General features: G+C 73.5%; 13 protein-coding genes. 3 read left to right on the top strand and 10 right to left on the bottom strand.

Annotation, left to right across the window (positions count from 1 at the left end; genetic code table 11):
- Positions 1-9: 9 nt before the first annotated feature.
- Genes ABZ479_RS09175 through pdhA form a run of 3 tightly spaced genes read right to left on the bottom strand, consistent with a single transcriptional unit; the run spans position 10 to position 3,481 of the window.
- Positions 10-1,359: a dihydrolipoamide acetyltransferase family protein gene (locus tag ABZ479_RS09175; RefSeq protein ID WP_500460867.1), complete on the bottom strand. Its 1,350-nt coding sequence runs from the start codon at positions 1,357-1,359 to the stop codon at positions 10-12.
- Positions 1,359-2,384, bottom strand: a complete 1,026-nt coding sequence (locus tag ABZ479_RS09170) for an alpha-ketoacid dehydrogenase subunit beta (protein WP_500460866.1) — start codon at positions 2,382-2,384, stop codon at positions 1,359-1,361. Before ABZ479_RS09170 ends, ABZ479_RS09175 begins: the two co-directional genes overlap by 1 nt.
- Positions 2,381-3,481, bottom strand: a complete 1,101-nt coding sequence (gene pdhA / locus ABZ479_RS09165) for a pyruvate dehydrogenase (acetyl-transferring) E1 component subunit alpha (protein ID WP_500460865.1) — start codon at positions 3,479-3,481, stop codon at positions 2,381-2,383. Before pdhA ends, ABZ479_RS09170 begins: the two co-directional genes overlap by 4 nt.
- Before the next feature lie 149 nt (positions 3,482-3,630).
- Here pdhA and ABZ479_RS09160 point away from each other — a divergent pair, with 149 nt between their 5' ends.
- Positions 3,631-4,173 carry an Lrp/AsnC family transcriptional regulator gene (locus tag ABZ479_RS09160; RefSeq protein WP_499604542.1) on the top strand — a complete coding sequence of 181 codons (543 nt, stop codon included), beginning with the start codon at positions 3,631-3,633 and terminating at the stop codon, positions 4,171-4,173.
- A 32-nt stretch (positions 4,174-4,205) separates the two neighbouring features.
- On the opposite strand, the gene ABZ479_RS09155 is transcribed toward ABZ479_RS09160, so the two are convergent.
- From ABZ479_RS09155 to ABZ479_RS09145, 3 genes are read right to left on the bottom strand one after another with little or no spacing between them, the layout of a single operon-like run.
- Positions 4,206-4,937, bottom strand: coding sequence for an alpha/beta hydrolase family protein (locus ABZ479_RS09155; protein WP_500460863.1), 732 nt, complete (start codon positions 4,935-4,937; stop codon positions 4,206-4,208).
- 33 nt (positions 4,938-4,970) lie between these two features.
- Positions 4,971-5,588, bottom strand: coding sequence for a TetR/AcrR family transcriptional regulator (locus ABZ479_RS09150; protein WP_500460862.1), 618 nt, complete (start codon positions 5,586-5,588; stop codon positions 4,971-4,973).
- Positions 5,589-5,590: 2 nt separating this feature from the next.
- Complete coding sequence (locus tag ABZ479_RS09145) at positions 5,591-7,111, bottom strand: 3-hydroxyacyl-CoA dehydrogenase (protein ID WP_500460861.1); 1,521 nt, start codon at positions 7,109-7,111, stop codon at positions 5,591-5,593.
- Positions 7,112-7,242: 131 nt separating this feature from the next.
- On the opposite strand from ABZ479_RS09145, the gene paaN reads away from it, so the two are divergent.
- Positions 7,243-8,919 carry a phenylacetic acid degradation protein PaaN gene (gene paaN, locus ABZ479_RS09140; protein ID WP_500460860.1) on the top strand — a complete coding sequence of 559 codons (1,677 nt, stop codon included), beginning with the start codon at positions 7,243-7,245 and terminating at the stop codon, positions 8,917-8,919.
- A 54-nt stretch (positions 8,920-8,973) separates the two neighbouring features.
- Here the strand turns inward: paaN and ABZ479_RS09135 are convergent, their stop codons facing one another.
- From ABZ479_RS09135 to ABZ479_RS09125, 3 genes are all read right to left on the bottom strand, one after another.
- Positions 8,974-9,654 (bottom strand): TrmH family RNA methyltransferase, encoded by a 681-nt coding sequence (locus tag ABZ479_RS09135; protein WP_500460858.1) that lies wholly within the window; start codon positions 9,652-9,654, stop codon positions 8,974-8,976.
- Complete coding sequence (locus ABZ479_RS09130; protein WP_500460936.1) at positions 9,651-11,003, bottom strand: HTTM domain-containing protein; 1,353 nt, start codon at positions 11,001-11,003, stop codon at positions 9,651-9,653. The genes ABZ479_RS09135 and ABZ479_RS09130 overlap by 4 nt, the downstream gene beginning before the upstream one ends.
- 77 nt (positions 11,004-11,080) lie before the next feature.
- Positions 11,081-11,773 (bottom strand): DUF5819 family protein, encoded by a 693-nt coding sequence (locus ABZ479_RS09125; protein ID WP_500460857.1) that lies wholly within the window; start codon positions 11,771-11,773, stop codon positions 11,081-11,083.
- Positions 11,774-12,012: 239 nt separating this feature from the next.
- Between ABZ479_RS09125 and ABZ479_RS09120 the strand changes: the two genes are divergently transcribed.
- A complete protein-coding gene (locus ABZ479_RS09120; protein ID WP_500460856.1) occupies positions 12,013-13,152 on the top strand; it encodes an acyl-CoA dehydrogenase family protein in 1,140 nt (379 codons plus the stop codon).
- A gap of 36 nt (positions 13,153-13,188) precedes the next feature.
- Here the strand turns inward: ABZ479_RS09120 and ABZ479_RS09115 are convergent, their stop codons facing one another.
- Positions 13,189-13,521, bottom strand: a complete 333-nt coding sequence (locus ABZ479_RS09115; RefSeq protein WP_499604557.1) for a rhodanese-like domain-containing protein — start codon at positions 13,519-13,521, stop codon at positions 13,189-13,191.
- Positions 13,522-13,530: the final 9 nt, after the last annotated feature.

The raw sequence follows: 13,530 nt of genomic DNA, 5'->3' as shown, positions 1-13,530 counted from the left end.
GTGACGTGTTCACACCGCCCGGAGCAGCACCGCCGGTTGTTCCACGCAGTCCGCGACGAAGCGGAGGAAGCCGCCCGCCGTGCCGCCGTCGCACACCCGGTGGTCGAAGGTGAGCGACAGCTGGACCACCTGACGTACCGCCAGTTCGCCCTGGTGCACCCACGGCTTGGGGGTGATCCGGCCTACGCCCAGCATCGCGGCCTCGGGGTGGTTGATGATCGGCGTGGAGCCGTCGACGCCGAACACGCCGTAGTTGTTGAGCGTGAAGGTGCCGCCGGTGAGCTGGGCCGGGGTCAGTCCGCCGGAGCGGGCCGCCTCGGTGAGCCGGCCGATCTCCGCCGACAGCTCCTCAGTGCTGCGCCGGTGGGCGTCCCGGACGACGGGCACGACCAGACCGCGGTCGGTCTGCGCCGCGAAGCCGATGTGCACCTCCGGCAGCACGACGATCTCGGCGCGCTCGGTGTCCACCGTGGAGTTGAGCTCCGGGTAACGGGCCAGGGCCGCCGCGCAGATCCGTGCGAACAACGCCAGGACGGAGACCTTGGGACCGCCCGCGGCGTTCATCGCCGACCGTGCCGCCAGCAGTTCCGTCGCGTCGGCGTCCACCCAGCAGGTGGCGTCGGGGATCTCCCGCCGGCTGCGGCCGAGCTTCTCGGCCACGGCGCCGCGGATGCCGCGCAGGGGGATGCGGGTGGCCCCGGCCGCCGGGCCGGCGGACACCGCGGGGGCGGCCGCGGCGACCGGCGCCGTGGCAGCGGCCGTGATGGCCCGTTCCACGTCCGAGCGCAGGATCAGCCCTTCGGGGCCGGAACCGGTCAGCGCACGCAGGTCGAGGCCGTTCTCACGGGCCCTGCGCCGCACCAGCGGGGAGATGACGGCGACGGGACCCTCGTGCCGGACCGGCGCGGCGGCCGGCGGGGCCGGAGCGGCAACGGCTGCGGGGGCGGCCGCGACGGCACCGGCCGCCTGCCGCACCCGGCGGCGCCGGGCCGCGGGGCCGCTGGTGCCGTAGCCGACCAGCACGTTGCCGGACCCGGAGTCGCCGTCGGCGGAGGCACCGGAGGCAGCGGCCGGGGCGGCGGCCGCGGGCGCGCCGTCGGCGTGCCCGTCGGGGGAACCGACCGCGACGGTCAGCAGCGGCCGCCCGACGTCGAGGGTCTGCCCCTCCTCGCCGAAGCGCGCGGTGACCACGCCGCCGTAGGGGCAGGGCACCTCGACCACGGCCTTGGCCGTCTCGACCTCGACGACCGGCTGGTCGATGGCGACGACGTCGCCCACCTGCACCATCCACCGCACGATCTCGGCCTCGGTCAGCCCCTCGCCGAGGTCGGGGAGGGCGAACTCGCGGACGACGGCCATCACGCCTCCTCCCACTGCAGGCGCCCGACCGCGTCCAGGATGCGATCGACGCCGGGCAGGTGGTGCCGCTCCAGCATCGGCGGCGGGTACGGGATGTCGAAGCCGGCGACCCGCAGGACCGGGGCCTCCAGGTGGTGGAAGCAGCGCTCGGTGACCCGGGCGGCGATCTCCGCGCCCACGCCGCCGAAGCCGGAGGACTCGTGGACGACGACCGCACGGCCGGTACGGCGCACCGACGCGGTGACCGTCTCGTCGTCGAAGGGCACCAGGCTGCGCAGGTCGACGACCTCCAGGTCCCAGCCCTCCTGCACGGCGGCCTCGGCCGCCTCCAGGCAGACCGGGAGCGACGGGCCGTACGTGATGAGCGTGGCGGAGCGGCCGCTGCGGCGGACGACGGCCTTCCCTATGGGGGCCACCTCCTCCGGCGCGTCCGCCGACCAGTCCGCCTTGGACCAGTACAGCCGCTTCGGCTCGAGGAAGATCACCGGGTCGTCGGAGGCGATCGAGGCCCTCAGCAGCCCGTAGGCGTCCGCCACGGTGGCGGGGGTGACGACGTGCAGGCCGGGGGTGTGCGCGTAGTACGCCTCGGAGGCGTCGCTGTGGTGCTCGACACCGCCGATGCCGCCGCCGTAGGGCACCCGGATGGTCAGCGGCAGCGGCATGGCGCCGCGCGTGCGGTTGCGCATCTTGGCGACGTGGCTGACGAGCTGCTCGAACGCCGGGTAGGCGAAGGCGTCGAACTGCATCTCGACCACGGGGCGCATGCCGTACATCGCCATGCCCACGGCCGTGCCGAGGATGCCGGCCTCGGCGAGCGGGGTGTCGGTGCAGCGGCTGTCGCCGAACTCCTTGGCGAGGCCGTCGGTGATCCGGAAGACGCCGCCGAGGGTGCCGATGTCCTCGCCGAAGAGGTGGACCGACGGGTCCTCGGCGAGGGAGTCGCGCAGCGCGCGGTTGAGCGCCTGGGCCATGGTGGCCGGCTTGCGTCCGGTGGCCACGGGGGTCGCGGTGGTGGCGGTGCTCATGACTGTGCCTCGGCCTCCAGCTCGGCCCTCAGCATCGCGGCCTGCTCGCGCAGCTGCGGGGTGGGCTCGGCGTAGACGTGTGCGAACAGGTCCATCGGGTCGAGGACGGCGTCCTCGTTCATCCGCTCGCGGAGCGCCGCGGCCATCCGCTCCGCGTCCTCCTCGGTGTCGCGGACCATCGCCTCGTCGAGCAGGTCCCGCTCTCGCAGGGCGCGTTCGAGCACGGCGATCGGGTCGTGCCCGCGCCAGGCCTCGACCTCGGAGTCCTCCCGGTAGCGGGTGGCGTCGTCGGCGTTGGTGTGGGCGTCCATGCGGTAGGTGATCGCCTCCACCAGGGTCGGGCCGCCGCCCTCACGGGCGCGGGCCACGGCCTCGGTGAGCACCGCGTGGACGGCCGCGATGTCGTTGCCGTCGACGAGCCGGCCGGGGATCCCGTAGCCCACGGCCTTGTGGGCCAGCGACGGGGCGGCGGTCTGCTTGTCGAGCGGGACCGAGATGGCGAAGCCGTTGTTCTGCACGAGGAAGACGACGGGGGAGCGCCACACGGCGGCGAAGTTCAGCGCCTCGTGGAAGTCGCCCTCGCTGGTGCCGCCGTCGCCGACCATGGCGAGCGCGACGACGTCGTCGCCCTTGAGGCGGGCGGCGTGCGCCAGGCCGACGGCGTGCGGCAGCTGGGTGGCCAGCGGCGTGCTGAGCGGGGCGACCCGGTGCTCGCGCGGGTCGTAGCCGGTGTGCCAGTCGCCGCGCAGCAGCGTCAGCGCCTCCACCGGGTCCACACCGCGGGCGACGGCGGCGAGGGTGTCGCGATAGCTGGGGAACAGCCAGTCCTGGGGCTCGAGGGCGAGCGCCGCGGCGACCTCGCAGGCCTCCTGCCCGGTGCTGGACGGGTAGACGGCGAGCCTGCCCTGCTTGGTGAGCGCGGTGGCCTGCCGGTTGTAGCGGCGGCCGCGCACCAGCTGTCCGTACATCGTGGTCAGCAGTCCGGCGTCGAGCGCGCCTGCCTCGGGGGTGCCGAGCAGTCGGTACGGCTCAGGGTCGGGCAGCAGCGGCGCCGGGTCGGTGCGGGGTTGCCAGACGTGCTGGTCCAGGACGGTCATCGCGAGCACCTCCTCGTGGGCGTGTTCGGTGGGGGGAGCGGGTATCGCTCCCCTACCGATTGTTCGGTCGCCGGAGGCATTTTGGCTACAGGTGTGTCCCGCCTGTGGACAAACGGTTCTCCACACCCTGAGATGGAGCCAGTACGTCCATGCTAGGGAGGCTCGGGGGCGTGACGGATTCCCAAATTTCTCGGGGCGGCGCCCCGGGACCGCAGGCAGCGGCGGCGGACACCGGTCCGGCGGCGGTGCGTCCGCTGGACGCCATCGACCGGGCGATCCTGCGCTACCTGCAGGAGGACGGCCGGGCGTCCATACGCTCGGTGGCCGAGCACGTCCACGTGTCCCGCGCCAACGCCTACGCCCGGATCAACCGGCTCATCGAGGACGGGGTCATCCGCGGTTTCACCGCCCGCGTCGACCACGAACGCGCAGGTCACGGCGCATCCGCGTACATCACCTTGAAAATCGTGCAGAACTCCTGGCGCACCGTTCGGGAGAAACTGCTGGAGCTGCCGGGGGTGGCGCACATCGCCCTGGTGTCCGGGGACTTCGACGTGCTGCTGCTCGTCCACACCCCCGACAACCGCAGCCTGCGGGAACTGGTGCTGACGCGCATCCAGGCGGTGCCCGAGGTGCTCAGCAGCCGCACCCTGCTGGTCTTCGAGGAGACCGACCGGGTGCTGACCGACTGATCCGCCGGCCCCTCCGGCGGGCTGAACCGGGCCTAGCCGGCGTACTTCTTCAGGAATGCCGTCACGGTGGCCCAGTTGGGGTCGGAGGTCAGCATGCCCACGCCGTGCTGGGGCCCGCTGACGATCTCGAGCCGGTTCTCGGACGCCTTCTTGGTCGCCTTGCTCAGCGCCTCGGTCGACTCCGCGAACGCGGTGTCGCCCGCCGCCGCCATGTAGAGCACGGGCACCGTCAGCCGCGGCACCGCGGAGCTCGCGTCCATCGTCCCGTAGGTCTCCGGCGCGGAGAGCGAGACGACGGCATCCACCGGCGGCTCCACGGAGGCGGCACCCTCCAGGACGGCCGTGCCGCCCTTGGAGGCGCCCATCAGCAGGACGTGCCGCACGCCCTTGGCACGCAGGAACCCCACGCCGCCCAGGACCTCGGGCACCTCACTGCCGTTGGAGTCGACGACCAGCACCCGGTAGCCGCCCTTCACCAGGAGGTCCGCCTGCGGCATCCACTGGCACATGTCGCCGTCCGCCTGGTGCATCAGCAGCACAGCGGTGTCGCCCTTGCCGGCGAACCAGGCGTCCACCGGGTTGGCGTCGGTGTCGTCGTAGCCGACGGCGCCGGACTTCGCCTGCGCGGCCGTGAGGCAGCCGAAGTCCTCCGGTGGCGTGGCGTCGGCGGCCTGCGGGCCGTCGTCACCCCCGCCGCACCCGGCGAGCAGCAGGACGGCGGCTGCGACGGCGCAGTACAGGCGGGTACGCGTGGCGAGTGACATGGCCCTGATCGTGATGGCTGGTCTGGACCAGCGTCAAGAGACGCGCAGCCCGTCGAAGGCCAGCCGCACGACGGCGTCCACGACCGCGGCGTCGTCGTGCTCCCGGGTACCGGCCGCGTGCGGCTGGTACCACTCGACTATGGAGTTGATCATCCCGAAGAGCAGCCTGGTCGCCAGCCTGGGCTCCACGTCCCCGCGCAGGTCCCCCTCGGCGACGGCCGACTTCAGCAGGTCGGCGACCCGGTGGTCGAACTCCCTGCGGCGCTCCATGGCCGCCCGCTCGGTCGTGGTGTTCCCGCGCACCCGCAGCAGCAAGGTGACGTAGGGCAGTTCCGTCATCAGCACCTCGGTGGTGCGGCGCGTGACGTACTCCAGCCGCTCCACGGCGCGCCCGGCGCTCGCCCCGGGCTCCTCCAGGATGCCGAAGAGGCCGTCCAGGGCACGGCCGACGGCGCGCTCCAGGAGCTCCTCCTTGCCCCGCACATGGTGGTAGATCGAGGACTTCGAGATGCCGGCGGCCCGCGACAGGTGCTCCATGGACGTGCCGTCGTAACCGCGCTCGATGAACACCGCCACGGCCACGGCCAGCAGCGAGTCCGGGGTGTACGTGTCCCTCTTGGGGGCGGAGCCGTCGCGCTGTGCCATGGTCATGATTAGAGCAGTCCCCCCTCGGCCGCCGCGCGGCGGTCCAGCGCGCGGGACGGCGCGTAGCGCCCGCCCGGATACGCCTGGTGCAGGTTGCGCAGCACCTCGCGGACCCACTCGAAGCCCAGCTCCTCCCCCCAGGCCAGCGGACCGCGCGGGTAGTTCACCCCCAGCCGCATCGCGGCGTCGACGTCCTCAGGCGAGGCCACGCCACGGGCGACGGCGTCGGTGGCGAAGTCCACCAGCATCGCCACGGTGCGGGCGACGATCATGCCCGGGACGTCCTCGATGACGCTGACCTTCTTGCCGAGCGCCTGGAAGAGCCCGATCGCCGCCTGCACCGTCTCCGGGCGCGCGGAGTCGGACGGGGCGACGGCGATCCGGGTCGCCGCCCGGTAGTCCAGCGCCAGGTCGAACTGCACGTAGTCGACGGCCGGGCCCGTGGTGGCCGGTCCGCCGTCCGCGAGGTAGAGCCGGCCGCCGCCCGGCAGCTCCACGTACCCGTCCTCGGGGTCCGCGACCTCCCCGTCCAGCACCTCGATGCCGGCCTCGGCGATCAGCTGGGGCAGCACCGCGGCGGGACCGCGGCCGCCCATGCACACGGTGACCTCGGCGGGCGGCTTCTCCGGGCCCGCGGTGCGGGGCGCCGGAGGAGCGGCGCCCTCGGCGTGGTCGTACCAGCCGTGCCCGCTCTTGCGGCCGAGCCGCCCGGACTCCACCAGCCGCCGCTGGGCGAGCGAGGGCGTGAACTTCGGGTCCTGGAAGAAGGAGTCCCACACCGAGCGGGTGACGGCCTCGTTGACGTCCTGGCCGATCAGGTCCGTGAGCTCGAACGGGCCCATCCGGAAGCCGCCGCTCTCCCGCAGCACCGCGTCAATCGTGGCGGGGTCCGCGACCCGCTCCTCGTGGAGCCGGAACGACTCCGCGTAGAAGGGGCGCGCGACCCGGTTGACGACGAAGCCGGGGGTGTCGGTGCAGCGCACCGGCGTCTTGCCCCAGACCGCGGCCGTGTCGTACGTGGTCCTGGCGGCCGCCTCGTCGGTCGCGGCACCGGAGACCACCTCGACCAGGGGCAGCAGCGGGGCGGGGTTGAAGAAGTGCAGGCCCACGAAACGTCCCGGAAGGCGCAGCGCGCCGCCCACGGCCGTCACCGACAGGGAGGAGGTGTTGGTGGCCAGCAGGCAGTCCTCGGGGACCACCGACTCCAGCGCCGTGAAGAGCTGCTGCTTGGCCCCCAGGTCCTCCAGGATCGCCTCGACGACGAGCGACACGCCCGCCAGTTCCTCGATCTCCCGGACGGCCGACAGGCGCCCGCGGGCCGCGTCGCGCTCCTCGGCGGACAACCGGCCCTTCTCGACCAGGCGGTCCAGCCGTTCCCCTATGGCCCGCTCGGCCTGCTCGGCCCGGCCCGGGCCCGCGTCGTAGAGGCGTACGGGATGCCCCGCCACCAGCGCGACCTGGGCGATCCCCTGGCCCATCGTCCCCGTGCCCACCACCGCGACCGTGCAAGATCGGTCAAGAGCGCTCATCGCCGCCACTGCTCCTCGCCGGTTGTCCACAGCTTGGGTCGGCCCCCTTGTCCCGACCGAACATTCGGTTAATCTAGCGGGGAAGCCAGCACCCTGCCCACCCCAATCCAGCTCGACGAGGAGTTGGCCCCATGGCTGCCGATCTCACCGCTGTCCCGTCGGTCGAAACGCACCGCGAGACGCTCGACAAGGCGCTCGAGGCGATCCGTACCCGTGAGTACTGGTCCCCGTACCCCGAGCACCCGAAGGCATACGCGGACGGCGAGACCGCCCAGGCCGCGTTCGACGCCCTGCGCGGCACCCGCTTCGACCTGGACCAGCCCGGTACCGACGGCTGGACCGGCGGCGAGGTGTCCCCGTACGGCATCGAACTGGGCGTGGAGTACCCGCACCCGGACGTCGACGTGCTGCTCCCCGCGATGAAGGCCGCGATGCCCGCCTGGCGCGAGGCCGGTCCGGAGAACCGGGCCCTGGTCTGCCTGGAGATCCTGGCCCGGATCAACGCGCGCACCACGGAGATGGCCCACGCGGTCATGCACACCTCCGGCCAGGCCTTCATGATGGCCTTCCAGGCCGGCGGCCCGCACGCGCAGGACCGCGGCCTCGAAGCCGTCGCCTACGCCTACGTGGAGCAGGTCCGCACCCCCGGCACGGCCGAGTGGGTCAAGCCGCAGGGCAAGCGCGACCCGCTGACCCTGCGCAAGGACTTCACGCCGGTGCCGCGCGGCGTCGCGCTGGTGATCGGCTGCAACACCTTCCCCACCTGGAACGGGTACCCGGGCCTCTTCGCCTCCCTGGCCACCGGCAACGCGGTCGTCGTCAAGCCGCACCCGCGCGCGGTGCTCCCGCTGGCGCTGACGGTCAGGATCGCCCGCGAGGTGCTCGCCGAGACGGGCTTCGACCCGAACCTGGTCTGCCTGGCCGCCGAGCGGCCCGGCGAGGGCCTGGCCAAGACCCTGGCGCTGCGCCCCGAGGTCCGCATCATCGACTACACGGGCTCCACCGCCTTCGGCGACTGGCTGGAGGAGAACGCCCGCCAGGCCCAGGTCTTCACGGAGAAGGCCGGCGTCAACACCGTCGTCGTCGACTCCACGGACGACTACAAGGGCATGCTGTCGAACCTGGCCTTCTCGCTGTCCCTGTACAGCGGCCAGATGTGCACCACCCCGCAGAACCTGCTGATCCCGCGCGAGGGCATCGCCACCGACGACGGCCACAAGGGCTTCGACGAGGTGGTAGGCGACCTGTCCGCCGCCGTCGGCGGGCTGCTCGGCGACGACGCCCGGGCGAACGCCCTGCTCGGTGCCCTGGTCAACCCGGACGTGAAGGCCCGCCTGGAGGCCGCCGCCTCCCTCGGCGAGGTCGCGCTCGCCTCCCGCGAGGTCACGCACCCCGACTTCCCGGACGCTGTGGTCCGCACCCCGGTGATCGTGAAGCTGGACGGCGCCAAGCCCGACGACGAGGCCGCCTACATGTCGGAGTGCTTCGGCCCGGTCGCCTTCGCCGTCGCCATGGACTCCACGGAGGACTCGGTCGAGCTGCTGCGCCGCACCGTCCGGGAGAAGGGCGCCATGACGGTCGGCGCCTACACCACCTCCGGCGAGGTGGAGCGGCAGCTCGAGGAGGTCTGCCTGGAGGAGGCCGCCCAGCTCTCCCTCAACCTGACCGGCGGGGTGTACGTCAACCAGACGGCCGCCTTCTCCGACTTCCACGGCTCCGGCGGCAACCCGGCCGCCAACGCGGCCCTGTGCGACGGCGCCTTCGTCGCGAGCCGCTTCCGGGTCATCGAGGTCCGCCGCCAGGCCTGACCCGGGCCGGCCCGCCCACCCGCACCATCGACAGCCCCGTCCGGAGCAGCCCTGTCACTCCGGACGGGGCTGCTCCGTACCCACCCGCGCGTAGCGCTGGATCCAGGCGTGCATCGCGATGGCCGCCGCCGCGCCCGCGTTGATCGACCGCGTGGAGCCGAACTGGGCGATCGAGCAGACCGCCGCGGCGTGCTTCCACGCCTCGTCGGTCAGACCGGGCCCCTCCTGCCCGAAGAGCAGCACACAGCGCTGGGGCAGCTCGGTGGTCTCCAGCGGCACGGCGCCGGGGAGGTTGTCGATCCCGATGATCGGCAGGTCCTCCGCCGCCGCCCACGCGGCCAGCGCCGCGACGTCCAGGTGGTGGCGCACGTGCTGGTAGCGGTCGGTCACCATGGCGCCCCGCCGGTTCCAGCGGCGCCGCCCCACGATGTGCACCTCCTTGGCCAGGAAGGCGTTGGCGGTGCGCACCACGGAACCGATGTTGAAGTCGTGCTGCCAGTTCTCGACGGCGACGTGGAAGTCGTGGCGCCGGGTGTCGAGGTCGGCGACGATCGCCTCCCGCGTCCAGTAGCGGTACGCGTCCACCACGTTGCGGCGGTCGCCGTGCGCGAGCAGCTCGGGGTCGTACCGCGCGCCCTCCGGCCACGGCCGCGGGTGCGGACCGACGCCGACCTCGGGGCCGAAGCCGTCGTCGTACTGCAGGGGCTCGGCCGCGTCGTCCTGGCTGGTGCTCACACCACGAGGTTAGAGGGGGCGGGCTCGCCGGCCGGTCCCGGCCCTCGTTGCCCCGCCACCGCCCGCACGTCGGCCGCGCCCCCGGTCTCCCGCGCGTCACGCGGCCCGGCGTCCCCCGGCTTCCCGGGGCCGCCGGCGCCCCCGCCGCGCCGCACCAGGCGCACCACCCGGTCGCCCGCCCAGCGCAGGAAGCCGGTGGGCAGGAAGACCGCGTCGGCGGCGATCATCGCCAGGGAGAAGAACGGCAGTCCGAGGACGACGGCGATCGAGGCGTGCTCGACCATCATCAGCGCGAGCAGCACGTTCTTCACCCGGCGGTTGAAGAGAGTGAAGGGGAAGGCGACCTGGACGATCACCGTGCCGTAGGTGATCACCATGACCATCAGGCCGCTGGCGGCCATCGCGTGGGACAGCCCCGGCCAGGGGCTGAAGTCGTCCAGGTGCAGCGGGTAGTACAGCGCGGTGCCGTCCTGCCAGCGCGAGCCCTGGACCTTGTACCAGCCCGCCGTGGAGTAGATCAGGCACACCTCGACGACGATCACCAGCAGGGCGGCGGCGTGCACGATGCCGGCGAGCATGTCGAGCACCGTGCGCGGCTCGCCCGGGGCGTAGCGGCGCACCGCCCACCACACGGCCTGGAGCAGCAGGAAGCCCCACAGGAACGGGGTCCAGCCCAGCCAGGGCAGCAGTCCGTCGGTCCAGGTCAGACCGGTACGGCCGAGCAGCTGCGCCACCGCGAGCACGAGCCCGAGGACGATCCACAGCGCGATCCCCGCGCCGTCGCCGTCCCGTCCCCTGGCCCGCCGGCGGGAGTCGAGCGACCAGACCTGCCCGCACCGGGTGAAGACGAGGTAGATCGCCAGCAGGTGGATCACGTTGTCGCCGCCGTCGCCGACGAACACGCTGCGGTTCTGCAGGGAGAGCACGCCGATCATGAACAGCAGCGAGGCCGTGCGGGTGCGCCAGCCGAGCAGCAGCATCACGCTCGCCGCGATCGCGCCCGCGTAGACGAGCTCGAACCAGGCGTCGGCCCTGCCCCACAGCAGCACGGTGAAGGCGTGGTTGTCGGCGACGAGCCGGTTCGCCAGGTCCCAGCTCCAGACCCCGTCGGGCCCGTAGAGCTCGTGGCGGTGCGGCCACTCGCGCAGCAGGAACAGCAGCCAGGTCAGCGCGACGCCGATCCGTACGACGGCGGTCTGGTAGGGGCCGACGGTGGTGCCGGTGATCCGGGCCAGGCCACGGAACAGACCGCCGACGGCGGAGTCGAGCAGCCCGGCGAAGGGGGACGGGACGGGGGCGGCCGGCGTCCGGGCGGTCGCGGGCGCCGGTTCGCGCGCGGCCCGGTCCACGGCTGCCTCGGCGGCCGCGCCTCCGCCTTCGTGCGTGGCCTCGCGCGCCTCGTGTGCGGCCCCGTTCACTGCCTCGCTCACGACGCCTCCTCCCCGCCCTCGTCCTCGGCCCCGCCCTTGTCCTCGTCCGCCACGTCCGAGCTCCACCAGGGCAGCACCTGGAAGGTGGTGCGCGTGTCGGTCTTCTCGGGGCTCCAGGTGGGCGCCGCGACCGCCGTGGTGCCGGTCCGCACCTGCAGGCGGACGACGTCGCCGCCGTTGAGCCGGGGCCCGAAGCGGTGCTCGACGATGCGCTGCAGGTACTGCCGGCTCAGCTCGCCGCGCATGCCGATGGGCTTGTCGCTCTCACCGTGGGAGGCCGCGTAGAAGCTCCACGCCCGGCGCAGCTCGTTCTGCTCGGTGTGGCTGGGCGCGATGTTGTGCCTGATGGCGGCCACGTCCATGGCCGTGAGGTCGACCCAGCCGGTCACCTCGGCGGCGCCGTCGTCCTTGCGCACCTCGGCGCGCGCCCACACGTGGATGTTCTGCTGGAGCGGATTGGGCGCGAAGAGCTTCCAGTTCTGCTCGAACTCCGGGTAGACGTAGGAACCGACCAGGTCGCCGTGCTTCTTGGTGGCGGTGTTCGCCGGCGCGACGTGCAGGAAGACCATCAGCAGGTGCACCGCGACGCCGACCGCCGCCGCGGCCAGCCCCAGCGCGACCACGATCCGCCCGGGCTGCGACAGCCTGGCTATCGCAGCCGGTCCCCCGGACTCCTCGGGTGGCTCCATCGTGGTCTCCGCTCCTGTTTCCCCGCTTACAGCTCCGCACGGAACGGTACTCATGCCCCACGCGTGCGGTACAGCCGTCCCGGTCAGCACGGGCCACGGGTCGCACGGCAAGGGCGGGGGCACGGCCACGGGCGGGGCCGAGGGGCGGCGACGGGGATGGCGACGGGGATGTGGACTTCCCGGCCCGGCCCACCTAATCTGACAGACCGTCAGAATCGATGCGCCCGGGAGGCCGGCCCATGGACTTCAGCTTCAGCGAGGAGCAGCTGGCGGCCGTCGAGGCGGCACGGGCGGTGTTCTCCGGCGTCGCCCCCGACGCCGTGCCGAGCCCCGCCCTGACCGCCGGGGCCGTCGCCGAGGACTTCGACCGCCCGCTGTGGGGCCGCCTGGCCTCGGCCGACCTCCTCGGCCTGGTGCTCGACGAGACGTACGGCGGGGCCGGCCTCGACCCGGTCGCCCTGTGCCTGGTGCTGCGCGAGGCGGGCGCGGTACTGGCCCGGGTGCCGCTGCTGGAGACCTGCGCCGCCGCCCTCGCCGTGCAGGCCGACGGCTCCGGCGAGCTGCGCGCCCGGCTGCTGCCCGCGGTCGCCCGCGGCGAGCTGGTGCTGACCGTCGCCTCCGCCGGCCGCACCGGCCACGACGGCGCGGAGCTGGCCGTCACCGCACGGCCCGCCGACGCAGGCGGCGACGGGAGCGGAACCGGAAGCGGGACCGGGACCCCCCGCGACTGGCTGCTCGACGGCGTCCAGACCGCCGTCCCCTGGGCCCCGCACGCCGACCACGTCCTGGTCCCGGCCTCCGCCGCCGACGGCCGCACCGTCGTCGCCGTCGTCCCCCGCGCCGCGGTCACCGCGGCCGAACAGATCTCGACCAGCGGGGAGCGCCACGCCGAACTGCGGCTGGACGCCGTCCGCGTCCCCGCGCCGGACGTGATCACCGCCGACGGCGCCTGGGACCGGCTGCGCGGGCTCCTGACCACCGGCACCTGCGCCCTGGCCCTCGGGCTCGGCACCGCCGTCCTGCGCATGACCGGCGCCTACACCTCGCGGCGCGAGCAGTTCGGGCACCCGCTGGCCACCTTCCAGGCGGTGGCCGTACAGTCCGCCGACCGCTACATCGACCTGCGGGCGATGGAGGTCACCTGCTGGCAGGCCGCCTGGCGGCTGGACCCGGCCGACGTCGCGGTGGCCAAGATCTGGGCCTCGGAGGGCGTACGACGGGTGGTGCAGACCGCGCAGCACCTGCACGGCGGCTTCGGCGCCGACACCGAGTACCCGCTGCACCGCTACCACGCCTGGGCCAAGCAGCTGGAGCTCTCCCTCGGCCCCGCCGCCGCCCACGAGGAGGAACTCGGCGACCTGCTGGCCGCCGAGGCCTGAGCGCCGGGAACGGACGGGCACGGCCCCTCGGGGGCCTCAGAGCACGTGCGCCGGGCCCGTGCCGTCCGACACCAGCGGGCGGCCCGCGGCGTCCCAGCCGAGCATGCCGCCGTCGACGTTCACCACGTCGAGGCCCTGCGCGAGCAGGTACTGGGTCACCTGCGCCGAGCGGCCGCCCACCCGGCACACGACGTGCACCCGGCGGTCCGCCGGGACCTCGTCGAGACGGGCGACGACCTCGCCCATCGGGATGTGCACCGCGCCCTCGGCGTGCCCGGCGTCCCACTCGTCGTGCTCCCGCACGTCGAGCAGGTAGCCGTCGGCGGGGACCTGCGCGGCGTCCACCGCGGGCAGCTGGGCGTTGAACATGGGACGGAC

The sequence above is a fragment of the Streptomyces sp. NPDC005722 genome (assembly GCF_040630935.1).
GTDB lineage: Bacteria > Actinomycetota > Actinomycetes > Streptomycetales > Streptomycetaceae > Actinacidiphila.
This window is presented reverse-complemented; position numbering and strand designations above follow the sequence as displayed.

Excerpts from the sequence above, each read along its gene's own strand:
- ABZ479_RS09175 (WP_500460867.1), bottom strand. The coding sequence starts at position 1,359 with ATGGCCGTCGTCCGCGAGTTCGCCCTCCCCGACCTCGGCGAGGGGCTG.
- ABZ479_RS09170 (WP_500460866.1), bottom strand. The coding sequence starts at position 2,384 with ATGAGCACCGCCACCACCGCGACCCCCGTGGCCACCGGACGCAAGCCG.
- pdhA (WP_500460865.1), bottom strand. The coding sequence starts at position 3,481 with ATGACCGTCCTGGACCAGCACGTCTGGCAACCCCGCACCGACCCGGCG.
- ABZ479_RS09160 (WP_499604542.1), top strand. The coding sequence starts at position 3,631 with ATGCTAGGGAGGCTCGGGGGCGTGACGGATTCCCAAATTTCTCGGGGC.
- ABZ479_RS09155 (WP_500460863.1), bottom strand. The coding sequence starts at position 4,937 with ATGTCACTCGCCACGCGTACCCGCCTGTACTGCGCCGTCGCAGCCGCC.
- ABZ479_RS09150 (WP_500460862.1), bottom strand. The coding sequence starts at position 5,588 with ATGACCATGGCACAGCGCGACGGCTCCGCCCCCAAGAGGGACACGTAC.
- ABZ479_RS09145 (WP_500460861.1), bottom strand. The coding sequence starts at position 7,111 with ATGAGCGCTCTTGACCGATCTTGCACGGTCGCGGTGGTGGGCACGGGG.
- paaN (WP_500460860.1), top strand. The coding sequence starts at position 7,243 with ATGGCTGCCGATCTCACCGCTGTCCCGTCGGTCGAAACGCACCGCGAG.
- ABZ479_RS09125 (WP_500460857.1), bottom strand. The coding sequence starts at position 11,773 with ATGGAGCCACCCGAGGAGTCCGGGGGACCGGCTGCGATAGCCAGGCTG.
- ABZ479_RS09120 (WP_500460856.1), top strand. The coding sequence starts at position 12,013 with ATGGACTTCAGCTTCAGCGAGGAGCAGCTGGCGGCCGTCGAGGCGGCA.
- ABZ479_RS09115 (WP_499604557.1), bottom strand. The coding sequence starts at position 13,521 with ATGTTCAACGCCCAGCTGCCCGCGGTGGACGCCGCGCAGGTCCCCGCC.